Raw genomic sequence first — 16,882 nt, forward strand, 5'->3', positions numbered from 1 at the left:
TTTATTATTTTAGGGAGTGTTTTTATGAGTAATATAGTTAATGACTTGGTTGAAGATTATATAAGAGTGACATTAAAAGAAAAAGAAGGACTTTTAAAAGAGTTAGAAATTTATGCAGAGGAAAATAGCGTTCCTATAATACATAAAGAAGTTTCAGATTTGTTAAAAGTCTTATTAAAGATTCAAAAGCCAAAGAGAGTTTTAGAAGTAGGTTGCGCAATTGGTTATTCTTCTATTTTTTTTGCTACTATTATAGGAAACGATGCAGATATAACAACTGTTGAGAGAAATGAAAAAATGATAGAAAAAGCAAAAGAAAATATAAAATTAGCTGGATTTGACAATAACATAACTATACTAGAAGGAGATGCAGAAGAAAAGCTTAGTCAAGTCCAAGGTGAATTTGACCTTATATTTATAGATGCAGCCAAAGGTCAATATAAGTTATTCTTTGATTTAGTTATAGATAAATTAAAAGATGGTGGACTTTTAGTATCTGATAATATTTTATACAAAGGTATGGTTGCACATGATGATTTTGTCATAAGAAGAAAGAAAACCATAGTAAAAAGAATGAGAAATTATTTAGATTATATATGTAATTGCGATTATTTAAGTACATCATTGATACCAATAGGTGATGGTGTAGCACTAAGTTATAAAGAAAGTAAAAGAGGTGACGTAGATGGAATTAAATAAAGTTGAACTTTTAGCTCCAGCAGGTGATTTGGAGAGATTGAAAATAGCTATAACATATGGAGCAGATGCTGTTTATATAGGTGGAGAGATTTTTGGAATGAGGTCTGCTGCAAAGAATTTTAGTAAGGAAGATATGGCAGAAGGAGTAGCTTTTGCACATGAAAGAGGTAAAAAAGTATTTGTAACAGTAAATATAATACCTCACAATGAAGATTTTCTACAACTAGAGGATTATTTGTTGGAATTAGAAGAAATAGGAATAGATGCAGTTATAATAGCTGACCCAGGAGTTCTAAGTGTTATTAAAAAAGTAATTCCAAATATGGAAATACATTTAAGTACGCAAGCAAATACAACTAATTATCTAAGTGCAAAATTTTGGTACGAGCATGGAGTAAAAAGAGTTGTAGTGGCAAGAGAATTGTCTTTCGATGAAATATCTGAGATAAGAGCAAAAACACCTTTAGATATGGATATAGAAGCATTTATGCATGGAGCTATGTGTATCTCTTATTCTGGTAGATGCCTAATAAGTAATTATATGACTGGAAGAGATGCAAACAAAGGTTCTTGTGCTCAATCTTGTAGATGGCAATATCATTTAGTAGAAGAAAAAAGACCTGGTGAATATTTCCCAATATATGAAGATGAAAGAGGTACATTCTTCTTTAATTCAAAAGATTTATGTATGATAGAGTATATACCAGAATTAATCAAATCTGGTATAACAAGTTTAAAAATAGAAGGTAGGATGAAAACTTCATACTATGTAGCTACTGTTGTAAGAGCATATAGAATGGCAATAGATGAATTTTACAAAGACCCAGAAAACTGGAAGTTCAATCCAATGTGGATGGAAGAGTTAAAGAAAGGTAGTCATAGACATTTTACATCAGGTTTTTATTTGAATAAACCAACAACAGAAGACCAAAATTATCAGTCAGCATCATATGTTAGAAACTATGATTTTATAGGTATAGTTAGAGAAACAGAAGATGAAGATGGTCTTATTGTGGTTGAGCAAAGAAATAAAATGTGCGTTGGTGATGAAATAGAGGTCATGGGACCATATAAAGAAACTATGTTTACTAGAATTGAAGAAATGTATAATGAAGAAGGAGAAGCCATAGAGTCAGCTCCTCATCCTAGACAAATAGTGAAATTAAAGTTGTCAGTAAAAGTTGGTAAAGATTATATGCTTAGAAAAGTTATAGAAGAAAAGGTTGAAGAATAATAAAAATTTGATAAAGATAGTATTAGCCCCTTAGAAATTGTCAATAATGAAATTATCTAAGGGGTGATTTCATGTCAAAAAAGAAGACTCCATTTTTGAAAAAAGTGGGAAAGAGAACCTGGTATATATTTACTATAATTTTAATAATTTATAGTGCTTTAATTTATAGGCTAGTTGATATACAGGTATTAAAAGGTGATAAATACAAACAAAGTGTAGAATCACAAAGTGTTGAGAAAGTAGAGTTAAATAGTGGAAGAGGAATAATATATGATAGAAACGACAAGAAACTTACAGATACAAGCAAGACTCAAGTACTGGTAGTTGAAAAAGAAAAATTAAATAATAACTATAAAATTTTAGAACTCGTTAAGAAAGCTACTAATCTGAAAGATTTGGATATATATAAGGCTATACAAGAACAATTAACACATCCTATAATACAGATTCAGACTAAAAATATTGATAATAGTATGAAAAAAGAGCTTGAGAAAAACGGAATAATGGTAGAAGAAAAAACTATGCGATATTCAAAAGATGGTTTATTATCACATACAATAGGATATATAAAAGAAGATGATAAGTCAGGGCAAACAGGAATTGAAAAAAGTATGGATAGTGTGCTTAGAAATTCAAATGAAAAGTATATAAGTGCTTTTAAAGCTGGAGATGCAGGAAATGAAAAATCTCTAAACATACTAAAGGGAAGTGTAAAAACTATTGATGATAAGTCTAAGGATAGACATCTAAAAACTACAATTGATTATAATATTCAAAAAAAATTAGAGCAGATACTAAACAAAGAAGAAAACCCTACAGCAGTAGTAATCTCGGAAGCTTCTACAGGTGAAATTCTTGCAATGTGTTCTAGACCTAATTTTGACCAGAATGATATATCAAAAAGTTTGAAAGGAAAAAATGGAGAATTTGAAAATAGAGTTATAAAGGCAACATATCCACCAGGGTCTGTATTTAAGATGGTAGTTTTATTTTCTGCACTTGAAAATGGTGTTGTAGATGAGAACTATACTTATAATTGCACAGGAAAGACTAAAGTTGGAAATACTAATGAAATACTACGATGTAATAAAAGAAATGGTCATGGTTTCCAAAATTTAAGACAAACTTTTTCTAATTCATGTAATCCTGCATTTTTAGATATAGCTATGAAACTTGGCAAAGAAAAGATACTTAAATCTGCTGAAAAGTTGCATTTATTTGAAAAGGTTGATATTGGTCTTGATGAAGAAAAAATTAGAGAAGCTCCAAAAAATATATCAATACGAAATTTAGCTATAGGTCAAGACAATATAGAATTTACACCACTTCAAATAAATCAAATGACTCAGATAATGGCTAATAATGGAACATTCAAACCATTATATTTATATAAAAGTCTTGTGGACAATAATATGAATACAATCAAAACTTACAAGTCTTCAAAAAAAGAAGAACTTATTTCTCCTTATGTGTGTACACAAGTTAAAGAAATTATGAAGTCTGTATCTAAGGTTGGTACAGCTAAAGATTTAAAAGATTTAGAAGGTGGATGTGGAGTTAAAACTGGTACAGCTCAAAGTAGTTTGAATAAAAAAGCAATAGACCATGGATGGATAACTGGATTTTATCCTGAAGAAAGACCTAAGTATGTAATAACAGTGCTAGTAGAAGGAACTCAAAAAGAAAGTAAATCTGCAATACCTATATTTAAAGAAATATGTGAAAGCATACAATAAAATTATATATTATAAAATTTAAGGATATATCGTAATTTTAAATTTTAGATGAATGGCTATATCTAATACTATTGCGATATATCCTTTTAAAAATTATAATATTAACTTTCCTGAACAAGCTCTTTTTCTAGTTTTTTAAGAGCTTTTTTTTCGATTCTAGATACATATGACCTCGATATATCGAGTTTTTGTGCAATTTCTCTTTGAGTTTTATACCCATAAGGAGTTAACCCATATCTTAACTGGACAATTTCTCTTTCTCTAGGAGTAAGAATTTTGTTTAGTTGCTCATAAAGTTTTCCGACTTGAACTTTTAGCTCAACTTCATCAAGAACATGGTTAGCTTCTGTACCAAGTATATCTAAAAGACTTATTTCATTACACACTACGCTTTATATGTTATTGATATTACTAACTTTTATATAATTTCAAGTGGACTGTTAACTCAAAGGAATCTAGTTTTTGCTCTTTAGATTTGTAATAAATAGCTCTATCAATAACAGATTTCAAAAGTTTATTTTTTCCAAGAGAATCTGAGTCATGATAAAGAGATAGTACTGTTTTAATATCGTTTATTATTTTTGCAGTATCTTTTTTAACTGTATTTAATTTATTTTTTAGCGTGTCTATTGAGATTATAATTTCTTCAGTTCTTGAGTCTATATTATTAGACCTTTTAATAAATGTATCTTCATCATATATACCACGCTCCAACAAATCATACAACTTATTTTTTTGCTTCCCTAATTCTTTTAATTCAGTTTCTAAGCCTTTTAATACTCGTTTTTGAAATTCTATATTATTATCTGCATTATTTTCCTTTAAATCTATATCAGACATTCTTAGTTGGTATTTTTTCACTGCATCTTCTAATGACTTTAAAATAGCAGATTCAACAAATTCAAAGCGAGAGCTCTTATTACAACCAGGGTGATAACAAATTATATAATCGTGGTCCGTATATGGTCTATATACTAGAGGTCTACCACAGTTTTTACATATTACTATTCCTGCAAGTGGATTTTTTATTTGATTACCATAACTTACATGGCCATTTTTGTTAAGGATATTCTGAGCTTTTTTCCAAACTGATTCACTTACTAGAGGTTCATGCTTACCCTTTGCTTCAATCCATTCATCTTTAGGTCTTAATTTAACAGTTTTTATTTTATTTGGATTTTTAGATTTTTTATAGTCTTTCTTTTGCCACTGAATATAACCACAATAAACTTTATTTTTTATTATATTTGTTATTGCAGAGTTATACCAATTAGCACCTGTAGAGGTTTTAATCCCTAGGTTATTTAGATGTTTAGATATTTTACTGCAACCCATATCCTCATTAATATATAAATCAAAAATAATTCTAACCACATCAGCATCCTTATTTGGTACAAGAATTCTTTCTTTTCTACCTGTAGTTACAGCATCATATCCAAATGGAGCAGAAGTACCTATGAAATTTCCTTCCTCAACTGATTTTATTCTTCCTCTTTGCATTCTTCTTGAGATAAGTTTTAATTCTTTTCTTGCCATAAATGCTTCAAATTCTGAATATTCTTCATCAAATTCATCTGTTAAGTCATATGTTTTTCTAGGTGTTATAATTTTAGTCTTACTTTCCTTGAAAGTTTCTAAAATTATACCTTGGTCTTTCATATCTCCACGACCGAGTCTGTCCAAATCCATTACTAATACTGAATCGTATTTATTTTCTTCAACTTCCTTTAGAAGTTCAATCATTTTGGGTCTATGTATTATACTTTCTCCAGATACTAGTTCTTCCTTTATTTCAATTACATTTAGATTTTGGTCTTTTGCTATTTTTAATAGAGTTGATTTATGTCTGCTTAGAGTTTCGAATTCTCCTTGTTTTTCTGCTTCTTCATCAGCACGAGATTTTCTTAAGTAGATAGCAACATTCATATAAGTAATCACACTCCTTGAATATATTATATTAGTTATATAAGGAGATATTTCATGTTAAGCAAAATTAGTTAAGATTGTAAAAATAGTATTAAAATATCGCATGAATCGACAGCATCCAATTGGAATATATAGTATAATGCAATTGAAAACAATTTCTAGGGGGGAATTATATGTGTAATTTTAAAAAAATATTAAGTCTACTTATGGTAATGTTACTATCAGTTTTTATGGTGGCATGTTCTAGTGGGGGAGAAACAAAAGATGAAAGTAAAGGTAAGGATAAGCAATTTATTGAGGATTTAGGAAAAGGTCTAAAAGAAAGATGGGCTTTGGCATCTAAAGATGAAGCTGGGACATTAAATCTAAAGGAGAATGAAGCTTATGAGAAGTTTGTTAAAGTAGAAATGGATGCTGTATCAAAGTATAAAGATGCTGAGTTTGATAGTCCAGAACTTGGAAAATTAGCAAAAGATTATATAAAAGCTCTTGAAGATTCAAAAGAATCTATAAAATATTATTCAAAAGATGAATTAAAGTTTTTAGAACTTTGGGAAAAGCCTTATAATGAAAGAAGTACGATTTTGTTGACTTTAGTTGATAAGTTTGGTTTAAAAGTAGATGAAAAAGAATTTAAGGTATTAAAGGATAATGCACAAATTGTAAATGAAGAAAATGCATCAAAAGAAAAAATTGATGCTATGGTTAAAGGTATAAAATTTGAAAAGGTAAAGGATGAGTATGATTGGAAGACTTATCAAGCTACTGTAGAAAATACAAGTGATTTAGACCTTCAAGACTTTTATCTAGATATAAATTTAATAGATAAAGATGGTGTAATAATTGATACACAAACATCAACATCGATAAATGGAACTTGGGAAAAAGGACAAAAAGTTAGGCTTGAGTTTGATACAGATAAGGACTTTGAAAAAATAGAGTGGACACCTCATTATTCTGCAAATAACTATAGTATACTTGAATAGATGATAGAGATTTAAGGATAATAAAGAAAGTACTTTCTGATTTCAGAGAGTACTTTTTTATTAGATAAATTATAAATGTATTATAATTATATAAATTACCAGAATATGTTATAATAATTCTAGCAAGAAGTTGTAACCTATAATCTAAGAGTGGAGTTCATACAAACAAAGGATTATCCTCCCCATTTTAAGAAGGGAGGTGATTATGTATGGATAATTTTTTACTAAGTATATTAGCAGCCAGTATTCTGGCTAGCTATATAGTTTACTTGATAAGTAAGTTATTTAGAAAACGTAAAAAACCACTCAAAGCTGGAACTAAGAGTGGTTGGGAATTTGACTTTAAAATCAAATGCCATAAGTTTAAATAATTTCTAGTTTTTTAATCACGAACTTCACTCTACACCACATAGATTGCAGTTCTTCTTGCTTTTATTATATCACAAATTGATATAAATATTCAAAAATAATAATTTTATTCCATAGTAAAAGTATATAATATAGTTTTTATACCATTAGTTTTCCTAGAAATTTGTTCTTTTCCTTCACCTATTAAAGTGACTATATCTATAAATATTAAGTATACTTTCATTTTTTCCATAATATTTATCACTCATGTATTATTTTGTTATTATTAAGCTCTGTTTAATACATTTATCTGTTTTAATTTAACAATTTTTCTTTCTCCATATCCACCAACTCCTGCAAAATAAGGTTACAACATAAATTAAATACAATGTATCTATGATTGTAGTGATTGTTCATAGTACTATATTTCTAATTTTAAAATCTAAATTAAGATAGTAAATACATGACAAATTAAAATTCTAAAAACAAGGTTTATATTGAGTATAAGACAAGTATATGGACTCATATTTTATAACAAGGGGTGATATTGTGAAAGTACTACAACAATTTAAACCATTTAAATATGATACAGAAAAGGATATAGAGTATGATGAAAAAATTATAGCTAATCAAAGTACAGAAGTCTATATAATATATCCACGCATTTCTAATGAAGAGAATAAAAGAAGATGGGAAGACTTTGATGCTGTAGCCAAAGAAGTAGCTATTAATATATCAATGAAAAAAGCTGAAACAGCAGAATGTTAAAAAAGTATAGAAGTTGCTAATATTTAGCACTTCTTTACCACAAAGTTGGACAAGTGTTTTTAAACAACTAGGTAGTTATTTTACGTCATTAATATAATGTGAAAAATAAAGAGGCATAAAATAATTTTTATTTTAGAAAAACAAAAAGAACATTAAATTTCTAATTATAAAAGAATTTATGAGCTATAGTTAATATCAAATTATGAAATATGTAGAAGATTTAATAATCGTAATAAAACTTGAAGAAAACTTGAAGTGTAAAAAGCTTATGTAAGATGTATTATAGAAGTTGAATCATGACAGTTGTAATATGCAAAGAATTGAGGTTGTATATTGTTTACCATAAATATTGGATATATATGCTCTAGCTGTGAGAAAAATTTTACTGATAGCATTTATTACATTTATAGTAACAAATAAAATTATAGTCAATAAGTAAATATATTATTTAAATAGGAAAAGAGTTTTATATAAGAGTCGATGGAATAATTAAAATTATAAAGATACTAATTTAAAAAATAATATAAATATGAAATGTGTAAATTAGGAGGATTTAAGTAGTGGTTAAAAATGAGTTATTATTAGAATTACATAGAGTTTTATCTAAGATGGAAAAACATTGCAATAATTTTACGAAAAAATCAAGAGAAGAAAAGAATCTAAACTGTGGTGATTGTGAATTTTATACAAACAACTATAATTTAAATAATAATAGTTGTTTGTATAAAGATATTAAGACTTTTAACATATATGATACTATAGATATAATGGTTAAAGATTTAGATATAAAAGAATCTAAGGAAAGAAAATTAAAATATCCATATATATATAAGCATTTCAAAGGTGGATTTTATGTAACTATAGGAATTAGTAAACCTGTTGCTTATTTTGAACTTAATAAATCATTGTTTGAATTTGATAGTTATTATTTGGTAGTAGAAAATGGTTTTAATGCAGTTCATACTGAAACTAATGATATTGTGGTTATATATAAAGACTCGGATGGAAACTTCTATCATCAAAAAGAAATAGACTGTGAAAAGCTAGTAATTTACAAATCTTTATACAATGGGACAGGAGCATTTGCAAGACCCATAGATATATTTCTCTCTAAAGTAGATAAAGAAAAGTATCTTAATACAGCACAAGAATATAGATTTGAGGAGTTTGAGTAGCTAACTATGAAATCTCTACTAAGGTCTATACTATAAAAATAGAATTTTAAATAATAAATAAAGTGCATGTTGACAAAGTAAAGAATAAATTTTATATATTAAATAGTGAATAAAGATTTATGTAATTTTATAAGAAATAGTTGACAGATAAATTGTATTACTATACTATTGTATTAAGAGTGTAATACAATAGTATAGTAAGGAGGCAATGAATGAAAACGAGGGAATCTAATATTACAAAAGTATTGTTTATAGTATATATAATCATTTTGACATGGATAATACTATTTAAGATGCAATTTGATATTGCATCACTTGAAGCCATGAATCTTAGAAATATAAACTTAGTACCTTTTGCTGGCTCACTTGTAGTTAATAATAAAGTTGATATATCAGAGATTATATTAAACGTAGTTGTATTTGTGCCATTTGGAATATATTTGTGTATGCTAAAAGAAGAGTGGAGCTTTCTGAAAAAGGTTGTACCTATTTTTTTAGCAAGTTTAATTTTTGAAACACTTCAATATATATTTGCAATAGGTGCAAGTGATATAACTGATTTGTTAGGAAATACATTAGGGGGAATAATAGGAATAGCAATTTTTGTTTTATTATCAAAAATATTTAAGAACAAGACAATAAAAATTATCAATGTATTAGCTTTGATTGTGACAATTATTGTGATATTATTTTTGGGACTGATTATTATTACAAACTTATAGATGGAAGTAAAGTGTATATCATTAATGAGGATATAATTAATCTTGAATAATAGTTGTACTTTAGCAACAATACTATCTACTTTTTTATTGTTTCTAGTATTACATTCAACACTTATATTTGCCTTAAAGATATATGGATTTACTTACACATAAAAAGCACCTATATAGGTGCTTTTCTAAATTATTAAAGAAGTATTGTATCTTGAGATTTTTGAATATCTAATTCTTGATTTTCTTTTGTTTTTTCTAATAAATCCAAAGCACAATTAATACAAACCTTAATCTCTTCGTTAGTATTTTTTTCATAGTAAGTTATATATTTATTTCTATATTCATCTATTTCTTTTCCACAGTAACTACATAATACAATTACACTCATATTTTGACCTCCATCTATGATTATTTTCAATATATTTAATAGTGTCACTTTTCTGAAAATAATATTTGTTAAAACTATATCAATTTTAGCTTTACTTTTTATTATAATGCATTTTAATAAAAAAATAAAGGTTATATATAAAATGTTTATAGAAAAAAGTATATTATGGAATAAATTATAAAATTTTATTATTTTTTACAATAAGTAAATATACATTAATATCTATAAAATGACAAAAATAATAAAACTATTAAAGTAGAATATTTGAGGTTTAATATAAAATATTTGTTTGCTATATGTATAACAATTTATTTGAGAGTATAGCTTTGGCATTGTATAGTAATAAAGTCATGATTAAAAAAGCTAGATATTTAGATATATTTAAAAATATGTAATTATGGCTAATGATGCTATTGATATGTACTTTAGTTTGAGAGGCTTGAGAAAAGTATTCTTATAGGAGGATGTTATTTTACACAGTAGAGAAATATAGATAAAAAGTAGTATTTATTTCATTACCTTCTTTATCTGTTCCGATAGGGTCTTGTAGAGATACTTGAGTTTTATTTTTTTTGTTAGATCTAATATTCATTAAAATCTCATTTTCAATACATCTAGATGCATATGTTGCTAATCGAGTTCCTTTATCTATATTATAAGTTTCTATAGCTTTTATTAATCCTATTGTACCTATGGATATTAAATCATCTTGGTCTTCCGTCGAATTATTATATTTTTTTGCTATATAAGCTACTAATCTCATGTTTCTTTCAATCAATGTATCTTTTGCACTTTTATCGTTTTCTATTTTAAATTTAGTTAAATACTCAATCTCTTCTTCAGGGGTTAAGGGTTTTTCAAAAGATTTAAGAGCTGCCAATAGGTCACCCCCCTTTTCAACGGTCACTTTAAATTATATGAAGGAGACTTATCCAAGTTGACTGTTATCTAATAAAATAATGTGCATACTTTTAGAATTTAAAACATATATTTACAAACTTTTGACCGTAATATAACATGAAAAATGATAACATAAATTTAAAATTTTGTTATATATATATGAAACAAGGCGAAGGAATTATTAATTTATTTAGTATAAATTGAAATTTGGATGTCAATAAATATAAAGGAAGATGAGATTACAAAGTGAGGTTAGCAGGAGTAGTTAATACTATTAAAAATTAAGGTGGTGTACTAAAGGGATATAGTAATGATGGAATAGAGTTAATCTGTAATTGAAAATGGTTTTGATTTAACAAATAAGAAAGTGATGATATTAGGTTGTGGAGGTGCTTGTAGAGTTATGGCAGACAGTTTATGTTCAATTAAAGAAACATTGATATGTTAATAAATCAAGGGATAAGTGCTTTTGTATATGGACTTAGATAGCTTTAGAGGGAAATGGAAAAACTTTATAAAAGATATTTATGAAGAAAATTTACAGTTAAATTTCTATATAAAATATTACTGAGAGGTTTTTATTATTGAAAACAAGAAATAAGGGTTTTATATCAATTGAATGTATAATAAGCATTGCTATATTATATGTGACGGTTTATTTAGTGTCAACATCTTTATATAGTTGTTATAGTTTTGTCTGTAGAAATTCATCTGATAGAGAAATGTTAATCATTGCAAAAAAATATATGGAAGAGGAGAAGTATAAAATAAAAAGTAGTAAATATGATTTGATTGAGAATGAAACAAATAGAAACTACATAAATGGATATGAAGTTGTCAGTACAGCAAAACAAATTTTAGATTACTATCAATGTTATGAAATAAATATAGAAATAAAAAGTAATTTTAAAAAATTGAGGTTTAATAGTTATGTTACTAAACAATAAAGGCTCTATATTAATAATGACATTGATAATATTTTCTATTATAAGTACTGTATGTATTATGACTATAGGTCTAATTTACACACATAATAACATATTTGAGTTAGAATACAAGGACATTCAGCTAAAAGAAACTTCTTTAAGTGGGATAGAAATATCAATAAGTAATGTATTTTCTTGTGTGGGGGAAGCCATTAATATATCAAATAGTGAAGATGAATTTAGAACATATTTCTTAGGAAATAATATGATTAATTGTATAAAAAAAATAAAAGACACCTCCCATAGCAACCTAGAAGACGTTTCTTTAAAAGTAGAGAATAATACTATATATGATAAAGGCGATTTTTTTGAATTGGATATAACAAGTTCAGTTAGAGAAAAAGATTTTTTAAAAGTTATAAAAGTGAGGGTGAAAATTAAAAATCCATGGGTAGGGATTGACATTGAAGATTATATGGATGAATCCAATATTGAGGTATTTAATGAATATGAGTCATTTGAAGAAAATGAAATTTTAAATGAATTTGAAGCTGAGAGTGAAAGCACAAGTAATCAAGAACTTGATGAATCTATAGAAGAAGAGATTAAACAGAATATAATTGAAAATATAAAAAAGAGCTTTGATGAAAAAAATTTAGTATATGTATATAAGTATAGAGGTGTATAACTTTGAAAAAAGAAGGAATGTGACTGTAATAGAATTAGTAGTATCTATTAGTATAATACTATTGATAGCTACATTATCTTTTCCAAAAGATAATCTTGAAAATCAAAAAATAAATTTATTTGCACGTCAACTTTGTTCAGATATAAGATATGTTAGGAGAACTAATATGTTTAGCAATTACAATACATATATATATATTGTAAATCAAGATAAACATGAAGGATATGTATTGAGAAAAGATGGTAAAAATATTAAATCTATAGTACTACCTAAAAGTGTAAAAATAGCAAGAAGTATTGATATAATAAAGTTTAAATCTGATGGCTCGCCTCAAAAAGCATCTACAATAGAGATATATAATAATAGACTAAGAAAAACTATAACAATAACACCTGTAAGTGGAAGAGTACTTCTGAAAGAGGGAAAATATGAAACATAAAGATGGATACTTACTTTTAGAAAGTGTAGTATCATTAACTTCAATTGTAATATTGATAATGGTTCTACATTCTATATTTGTACTTACAATAAACTTGAAACTTAAAATAGAAGATAAGATAGAGTTGCAACAACAAAGCCTTGAAATTGTAAAATCTATGGAAGGAATTATTAGTAATTCTATGGGAATAATAAATCTATCTAATGACGAAGAAGGTTTTAAAAGGACAACATCTATAAAATGTAGGTATGTAGACGAAAGTATAACTAATAATGAAGAATATATAAGTAACAAAGAAATTATATTAAATGAAAGACGAAATAAGTTGTTTGTAAATTCTTTAAATGGTGAAAGTAGTCAAGCTGGTGGTTATGAGATTGGAGATTATGTAGACGAAATGTATGTGTCAATGTCTAATAATGGACAATATGTTAATATAAAATTGAAGTTATCAAAACGTAGCCAAAACTATGAAACTAAATTCAAAATAAAAGTATGGAATTTTAGTCAAAACATATAAAACACATAGGCTTAAGAAAAATAAACAACATTAACAAATCATATAAAACATAATTATTGAGAACTATATAACTGAATAATATTAATATATAAAATGTATAGACTAAGATTGTAGAGGAGAATAATAAAAATATAGAATAAGTAATTTGCCAAATACTTGTTTATATTGTATAACTTATGATATTATGATATTAGTAAAAATTTGTAATCCTGACTTGACAGAATTCAAGTAAGAGATATAATTTTAAAGGCATAGTAATGTAAAATTTACTAAAAAATAAGAAATTTATTTTAATATGGAGGAACAAGAAATGGTATCAGCAGGTGATTTTAGAAAAGGTGTTACATTTGAAAAAGATGGACAACCATGTTTAGTAGTTGATTTTCAACACGTTAAGCCAGGTAAAGGAGCTGCTTTCGTTAGAACTAAATACAGAAACTTAAAAACAGGAGCTATAAGAGAAGAAAGTTTCAATCCAAGTGAAAAATTCCCTAAAGCTGTTATAGATACAAGACAAATGCAATATCTATACAATGATGGTGAGTTATATTATTTTATGGACCAAGAAAATTTTGAACAAATACCATTAAACTATGAGCAAGTTGAAGAAGCAATTAAGTTCTTAAAAGAAAATGAAGTTGCTACAATAAGATTTTATCAAGGGCAACCATTCCAAGTGGAAGCTCCAAACTTTGCAGAGCTAGAAGTTACAGATACAGAGCCAGGTATAAAAGGTGATACAGCTAGTAATGTAACTAAAGCAGCTACAGTTGAAACTGGAGCAGTTGTTCAAGTGCCATTATTTATAAATACTGGAGATAAAGTAAAGATAGATACTAGAACAGGTGAATATTTATCAAGAGTATAAAAATTTATGTATATAAAAGCTTATATGTCTTAATAATATAAGATATATGAGCTTTTAGTTTATATATAAAAAAGAAAGCGAGGGGTGTTACATGAAACATTTATATGAAGAAGTTGCATACTTAAAAGGCCTAGCAGAAGGACTAGAAATTAGTGCTGAAAGCAAAGAAGGGAAAATGATACATAAAATAGTTGATGCATTAGAAGTGTTTGCAGATGCTATTGTAACATTGGATGAAGAGCAAGAAGAACTTCAAGATTTTGTTGAATCTATTGATGAAGATTTAGCAGATTTAGAAGAAGAAATCGCTGACATGGAAGATGATCTTTATGAAGAAGATGAAGATGATGACGATGAGGACTTCAGCTATATAGAAATGGAATGCCCAAATTGTGGAGAGTTAGTAGAAATAGACGAAGATTTGTTATATGATGATGAAGTAGATGTTGTTTGTCCTGATTGTAAGGCTGTAATATTATCATCAGAAGATGATTGTGATGATGATTGTACATGTGGTGGTTGTTCAAGTTGTGATGATAGAGAGTAAAAATTCATAAGAAATAAAACTGCCTATGATGCCTATGAGATAATTTTGTTTCATAGGTAGTTTTATTTTTATGAGGAAGGGTATTATGTATTTTGGTTTTGCAATACTTGGACAAAAATAGTACACTAGAATTTATAGAATAGGATTTTGGAGGGATGTAGTTATGAAAATAAGTAAAAAATTACTAGATAATATACAAAGATTTGAAAATGTTATAAATTATAAGTTTAAAAATAAAGAATATATATTAGAAGCTCTTACTCATAGTTCATATTCTAATGAAAATAAAAAATATAATTTTAACGAAAGATTAGAGTTTTTAGGGGATTCGGTTTTAGGTATAGTGATAAGTGATTATTTATTCAATGAAGAAACTAATCTGCCCGAAGGGGAACTGACTAAACTTAGAGCAAATATAGTTTGTGAAGATTCATTAAGTGAAGTAGCTAATGATATAAATTTAGGTGTTCACATGTTATTAGGTAGAGGAGAAGAAGCAACTGGAGGCAGACACAGAACTTCAATATTAGCAGATGCATTTGAAGCTGTAATAGCTGCTATATATCTTGATGGAGGTTTTGAAAGTGCAAGACAATTTATACTAAATTATATGGAAAATATAATTTATGACTCAAGAAAAGGAAATATATTTAGAGACTATAAAACACATCTTCAAGAAGTATTACAAGGAAATGGTGAAAATAATATCTGGTACAGACTTATAGAAGAAAAAGGGCCAGACCATAATAAAAGATTTGTGATGGAAGTTGGAATTAATGAAGATGTATTGGGTATAGGAGAAGGTAAGAGTAAAAAGGAAGCTGAACAATTAGCCGCTAAAGTGGCTTTAAAGAAAAAATTATGGGAAAAATAAATGTAATATGTAAAAATATAAAAAGAAATATTTATATTAGAAGGATGTTGTAGATGAAAAAGAGAATTATACCTATATTTGTTCCTCACAAAGGGTGTCCTCATGATTGTATTTTTTGTAATCAAAAAAAAATAACAGGTGTGAGTACCGATGTTACAAGTGAAGATGCAAGAAAAATAATTGAAGAATGTTTAGAGACCATAGATAAAGATGCTGATGTAGAAATAGCATTTTTTGGTGGTAGCTTTACTGCTATAGATATTGATATACAAAAAAGTTTGTTATCGGTTGCCAAAGAATATGTAGAAAAAGGTATTGTAAAAGATATTAGAATGTCTACAAGACCAGACTGCATTAATGAAGAGATACTAAGTATGTTGAAAGACTATAAGACAAGCATAATTGAACTTGGAGTACAATCTTTAGATGAAAAAGTATTATTAGAGAGTGTAAGAGGTCATCAAGCAGAAGTTGTATACAAGAGTTCAAAAATGATAAAAAATAGTGGAATTAAACTTGGATTGCAGATGATGATTGGTCTCCCAGCTGATACAGAAGAAAAATGTATATTTACGGCAAAAAAATTTGTAGAGCTAAAACCAGATTGTGTTAGAGTTTATCCAACTTTAGTAGTAAAAGATACAGGGCTTGAAAAATTGATGGAGCAAAATGAGTATAGTCCATTTACTCTTGATGAAAGTATAAGTATAGTAAAAAAAGTTCTTGTACTGTTTTATGTTAATAATATAAATGTAATAAGAGTTGGACTTCAAGCTACTGATGATATACAAATTGGAAAAGCTGTTTTATCAGGACCATATCATCCTGCATTTAGGGAATTAGTAGAAGCTGATATGATAAAAGATTATTTAAAATTTATTATTTTACAAAATAAAGATGTAAAACAAATGTTGGTGAAATCTAATAAAAAGAATATTTCTAAAATAATAGGAAATAAAAAAACAAATGTGAAGTATATGAAAGAAAAATTTGGTGTGATTTTAAAAACACAAGAATCAGATTTAGATATAAATCAATTAGAAATTGTGTTAGATGGAAAAAGTTTAATTATTGCTAATATGATAGACATTCATAGAAAATTGTATGACATTTATGACCTTTAGTTTTAACGATGAAGGGAGAGAAA

General features: G+C 27.0%; 21 protein-coding genes. 16 read left to right on the forward strand and 5 right to left on the reverse strand.

All coding sequences use genetic code 11. The features are described 5' to 3' along the window. The first annotated feature begins 24 nt into the window (after positions 1 to 24). From ACTG45_RS06340 to ACTG45_RS06350, 3 genes are all read left to right on the forward strand, one after another. Positions 25 to 699 (forward strand): O-methyltransferase, encoded by a 675-nt coding sequence (locus ACTG45_RS06340; protein ID WP_021383929.1) that lies wholly within the window; start codon positions 25 to 27, stop codon positions 697 to 699. Next, positions 686 to 1,933 carry a peptidase U32 family protein gene (locus ACTG45_RS06345; protein ID WP_021383971.1) on the forward strand — a complete coding sequence of 416 codons (1,248 nt, stop codon included), beginning with the start codon at positions 686 to 688 and terminating at the stop codon, positions 1,931 to 1,933. The genes ACTG45_RS06340 and ACTG45_RS06345 overlap by 14 nt, the downstream gene beginning before the upstream one ends. A gap of 71 nt (positions 1,934 to 2,004) precedes the next feature. Beyond that, positions 2,005 to 3,669, forward strand: coding sequence for a peptidoglycan D,D-transpeptidase FtsI family protein (locus tag ACTG45_RS06350; protein ID WP_021383933.1), 1,665 nt, complete (start codon positions 2,005 to 2,007; stop codon positions 3,667 to 3,669). 101 nt (positions 3,670 to 3,770) lie between these two features. Here the strand turns inward: ACTG45_RS06350 and ACTG45_RS06355 are convergent, their stop codons facing one another. Together ACTG45_RS06355 and ACTG45_RS06360 are read right to left on the reverse strand one after the other, a co-directional pair. Then, complete coding sequence (locus ACTG45_RS06355) at positions 3,771 to 4,055, reverse strand: sigma-70 family RNA polymerase sigma factor (RefSeq protein ID WP_021383999.1); 285 nt, start codon at positions 4,053 to 4,055, stop codon at positions 3,771 to 3,773. 25 nt (positions 4,056 to 4,080) lie between these two features. Next, entirely contained in the window at positions 4,081 to 5,595 is a 1,515-nt protein-coding gene (locus tag ACTG45_RS06360) for a recombinase family protein (protein ID WP_479920025.1), read from the reverse strand. A 173-nt stretch (positions 5,596 to 5,768) separates the two neighbouring features. Between ACTG45_RS06360 and ACTG45_RS06365 the strand changes: the two genes are divergently transcribed. Together ACTG45_RS06365 and ACTG45_RS06370 are read left to right on the forward strand one after the other, a co-directional pair. After that, the gene (locus ACTG45_RS06365; protein ID WP_021383998.1) at positions 5,769 to 6,581 is read left to right on the forward strand and encodes an FxLYD domain-containing protein; all 813 of its coding nucleotides are present in this window, start codon (positions 5,769 to 5,771) and stop codon (positions 6,579 to 6,581) included. 209 nt (positions 6,582 to 6,790) lie between these two features. Continuing rightward, complete coding sequence (locus ACTG45_RS06370; RefSeq protein WP_021383923.1) at positions 6,791 to 6,952, forward strand: type I toxin-antitoxin system toxin; 162 nt, start codon at positions 6,791 to 6,793, stop codon at positions 6,950 to 6,952. 104 nt (positions 6,953 to 7,056) lie between these two features. On the opposite strand, the gene ACTG45_RS06375 is transcribed toward ACTG45_RS06370, so the two are convergent. Beyond that, positions 7,057 to 7,182 (reverse strand): hypothetical protein, encoded by a 126-nt coding sequence (locus ACTG45_RS06375; protein ID WP_479920026.1) that lies wholly within the window; start codon positions 7,180 to 7,182, stop codon positions 7,057 to 7,059. A gap of 296 nt (positions 7,183 to 7,478) precedes the next feature. On the opposite strand from ACTG45_RS06375, the gene ACTG45_RS06380 reads away from it, so the two are divergent. The 3 genes from ACTG45_RS06380 to ACTG45_RS06390 all read left to right on the forward strand — a co-directional run bounded on the left by ACTG45_RS06380 (position 7,479) and on the right by ACTG45_RS06390 (position 9,594). Then, entirely contained in the window at positions 7,479 to 7,697 is a 219-nt protein-coding gene (locus ACTG45_RS06380; protein ID WP_021383949.1) for a hypothetical protein, read from the forward strand. A 560-nt stretch (positions 7,698 to 8,257) separates the two neighbouring features. After that, on the forward strand, positions 8,258 to 8,872 hold the full coding sequence (locus ACTG45_RS06385; protein WP_021383921.1) for a DUF1653 domain-containing protein: 615 nt from the start codon (positions 8,258 to 8,260) through the stop codon (positions 8,870 to 8,872). A 212-nt stretch (positions 8,873 to 9,084) separates the two neighbouring features. After that, positions 9,085 to 9,594 (forward strand): VanZ family protein, encoded by a 510-nt coding sequence (locus tag ACTG45_RS06390; RefSeq protein ID WP_021383978.1) that lies wholly within the window; start codon positions 9,085 to 9,087, stop codon positions 9,592 to 9,594. 184 nt (positions 9,595 to 9,778) lie between these two features. Here ACTG45_RS06390 and ACTG45_RS06395 read toward each other — a convergent pair whose 3' ends face one another. Continuing rightward, positions 9,779 to 9,973, reverse strand: coding sequence for a hypothetical protein (locus ACTG45_RS06395; RefSeq protein WP_021383972.1), 195 nt, complete (start codon positions 9,971 to 9,973; stop codon positions 9,779 to 9,781). 472 nt (positions 9,974 to 10,445) lie between these two features. Beyond that, positions 10,446 to 10,853 (reverse strand): sigma-70 family RNA polymerase sigma factor, encoded by a 408-nt coding sequence (locus ACTG45_RS06400; protein WP_021383952.1) that lies wholly within the window; start codon positions 10,851 to 10,853, stop codon positions 10,446 to 10,448. Positions 10,854 to 11,457: 604 nt separating this feature from the next. On the opposite strand from ACTG45_RS06400, the gene ACTG45_RS06405 reads away from it, so the two are divergent. The 8 genes from ACTG45_RS06405 to ACTG45_RS06440 all read left to right on the forward strand — a co-directional run bounded on the left by ACTG45_RS06405 (position 11,458) and on the right by ACTG45_RS06440 (position 16,859). Further along, positions 11,458 to 11,820, forward strand: a complete 363-nt coding sequence (locus tag ACTG45_RS06405) for a hypothetical protein (RefSeq protein ID WP_044213042.1) — start codon at positions 11,458 to 11,460, stop codon at positions 11,818 to 11,820. After that, positions 11,804 to 12,487, forward strand: coding sequence for a hypothetical protein (locus tag ACTG45_RS06410; protein ID WP_021383938.1), 684 nt, complete (start codon positions 11,804 to 11,806; stop codon positions 12,485 to 12,487). Before ACTG45_RS06405 ends, ACTG45_RS06410 begins: the two co-directional genes overlap by 17 nt. Before the next feature lie 19 nt (positions 12,488 to 12,506). Beyond that, on the forward strand, positions 12,507 to 12,926 hold the full coding sequence (locus ACTG45_RS06415) for a hypothetical protein (RefSeq protein ID WP_044213053.1): 420 nt from the start codon (positions 12,507 to 12,509) through the stop codon (positions 12,924 to 12,926). After that, positions 12,916 to 13,446 (forward strand): hypothetical protein, encoded by a 531-nt coding sequence (locus ACTG45_RS06420; RefSeq protein WP_021383928.1) that lies wholly within the window; start codon positions 12,916 to 12,918, stop codon positions 13,444 to 13,446. The genes ACTG45_RS06415 and ACTG45_RS06420 overlap by 11 nt, the downstream gene beginning before the upstream one ends. Before the next feature lie 310 nt (positions 13,447 to 13,756). Further along, entirely contained in the window at positions 13,757 to 14,314 is a 558-nt protein-coding gene (gene efp / locus ACTG45_RS06425) for an elongation factor P (protein WP_021383927.1), read from the forward strand. Positions 14,315 to 14,405: 91 nt separating this feature from the next. Further along, positions 14,406 to 14,861: a CD1247 N-terminal domain-containing protein gene (locus ACTG45_RS06430; protein WP_021383963.1), complete on the forward strand. Its 456-nt coding sequence runs from the start codon at positions 14,406 to 14,408 to the stop codon at positions 14,859 to 14,861. Between the two features lie 163 nt (positions 14,862 to 15,024). Next, positions 15,025 to 15,735 carry a ribonuclease III gene (gene rnc, locus ACTG45_RS06435; RefSeq protein WP_021383953.1) on the forward strand — a complete coding sequence of 237 codons (711 nt, stop codon included), beginning with the start codon at positions 15,025 to 15,027 and terminating at the stop codon, positions 15,733 to 15,735. Positions 15,736 to 15,788: 53 nt separating this feature from the next. Beyond that, positions 15,789 to 16,859, forward strand: coding sequence for an elongator complex protein 3 (locus ACTG45_RS06440; protein ID WP_021383936.1), 1,071 nt, complete (start codon positions 15,789 to 15,791; stop codon positions 16,857 to 16,859). Positions 16,860 to 16,882 lie beyond the last annotated feature (23 nt).

This window comes from Clostridioides sp. LIBA-7602, from assembly GCF_056688945.1.

Bases quoted from the DNA above. Each gene is read 5' to 3' on its own strand.
- ACTG45_RS06410 (WP_021383938.1), top strand. From the start codon at position 11,804: ATGTTACTAAACAATAAAGGCTCTATATTAATAATGACATTGATAATA.
- ACTG45_RS06430 (WP_021383963.1), top strand. From the start codon at position 14,406: ATGAAACATTTATATGAAGAAGTTGCATACTTAAAAGGCCTAGCAGAA.
- ACTG45_RS06375 (WP_479920026.1), bottom strand. From the start codon at position 7,182: ATGGAAAAAATGAAAGTATACTTAATATTTATAGATATAGTCACTTTA.
- ACTG45_RS06340 (WP_021383929.1), top strand. From the start codon at position 25: ATGAGTAATATAGTTAATGACTTGGTTGAAGATTATATAAGAGTGACA.
- ACTG45_RS06370 (WP_021383923.1), top strand. From the start codon at position 6,791: ATGGATAATTTTTTACTAAGTATATTAGCAGCCAGTATTCTGGCTAGC.
- ACTG45_RS06365 (WP_021383998.1), top strand. From the start codon at position 5,769: ATGTGTAATTTTAAAAAAATATTAAGTCTACTTATGGTAATGTTACTA.
- ACTG45_RS06390 (WP_021383978.1), top strand. From the start codon at position 9,085: ATGAAAACGAGGGAATCTAATATTACAAAAGTATTGTTTATAGTATAT.
- ACTG45_RS06350 (WP_021383933.1), top strand. From the start codon at position 2,005: ATGTCAAAAAAGAAGACTCCATTTTTGAAAAAAGTGGGAAAGAGAACC.
- ACTG45_RS06345 (WP_021383971.1), top strand. From the start codon at position 686: ATGGAATTAAATAAAGTTGAACTTTTAGCTCCAGCAGGTGATTTGGAG.
- rnc (WP_021383953.1), top strand. From the start codon at position 15,025: ATGAAAATAAGTAAAAAATTACTAGATAATATACAAAGATTTGAAAAT.
- ACTG45_RS06420 (WP_021383928.1), top strand. From the start codon at position 12,916: ATGAAACATAAAGATGGATACTTACTTTTAGAAAGTGTAGTATCATTA.
- ACTG45_RS06360 (WP_479920025.1), bottom strand. From the start codon at position 5,595: ATGAATGTTGCTATCTACTTAAGAAAATCTCGTGCTGATGAAGAAGCA.
- ACTG45_RS06395 (WP_021383972.1), bottom strand. From the start codon at position 9,973: ATGAGTGTAATTGTATTATGTAGTTACTGTGGAAAAGAAATAGATGAA.
- efp (WP_021383927.1), top strand. From the start codon at position 13,757: ATGGTATCAGCAGGTGATTTTAGAAAAGGTGTTACATTTGAAAAAGAT.
- ACTG45_RS06440 (WP_021383936.1), top strand. From the start codon at position 15,789: ATGAAAAAGAGAATTATACCTATATTTGTTCCTCACAAAGGGTGTCCT.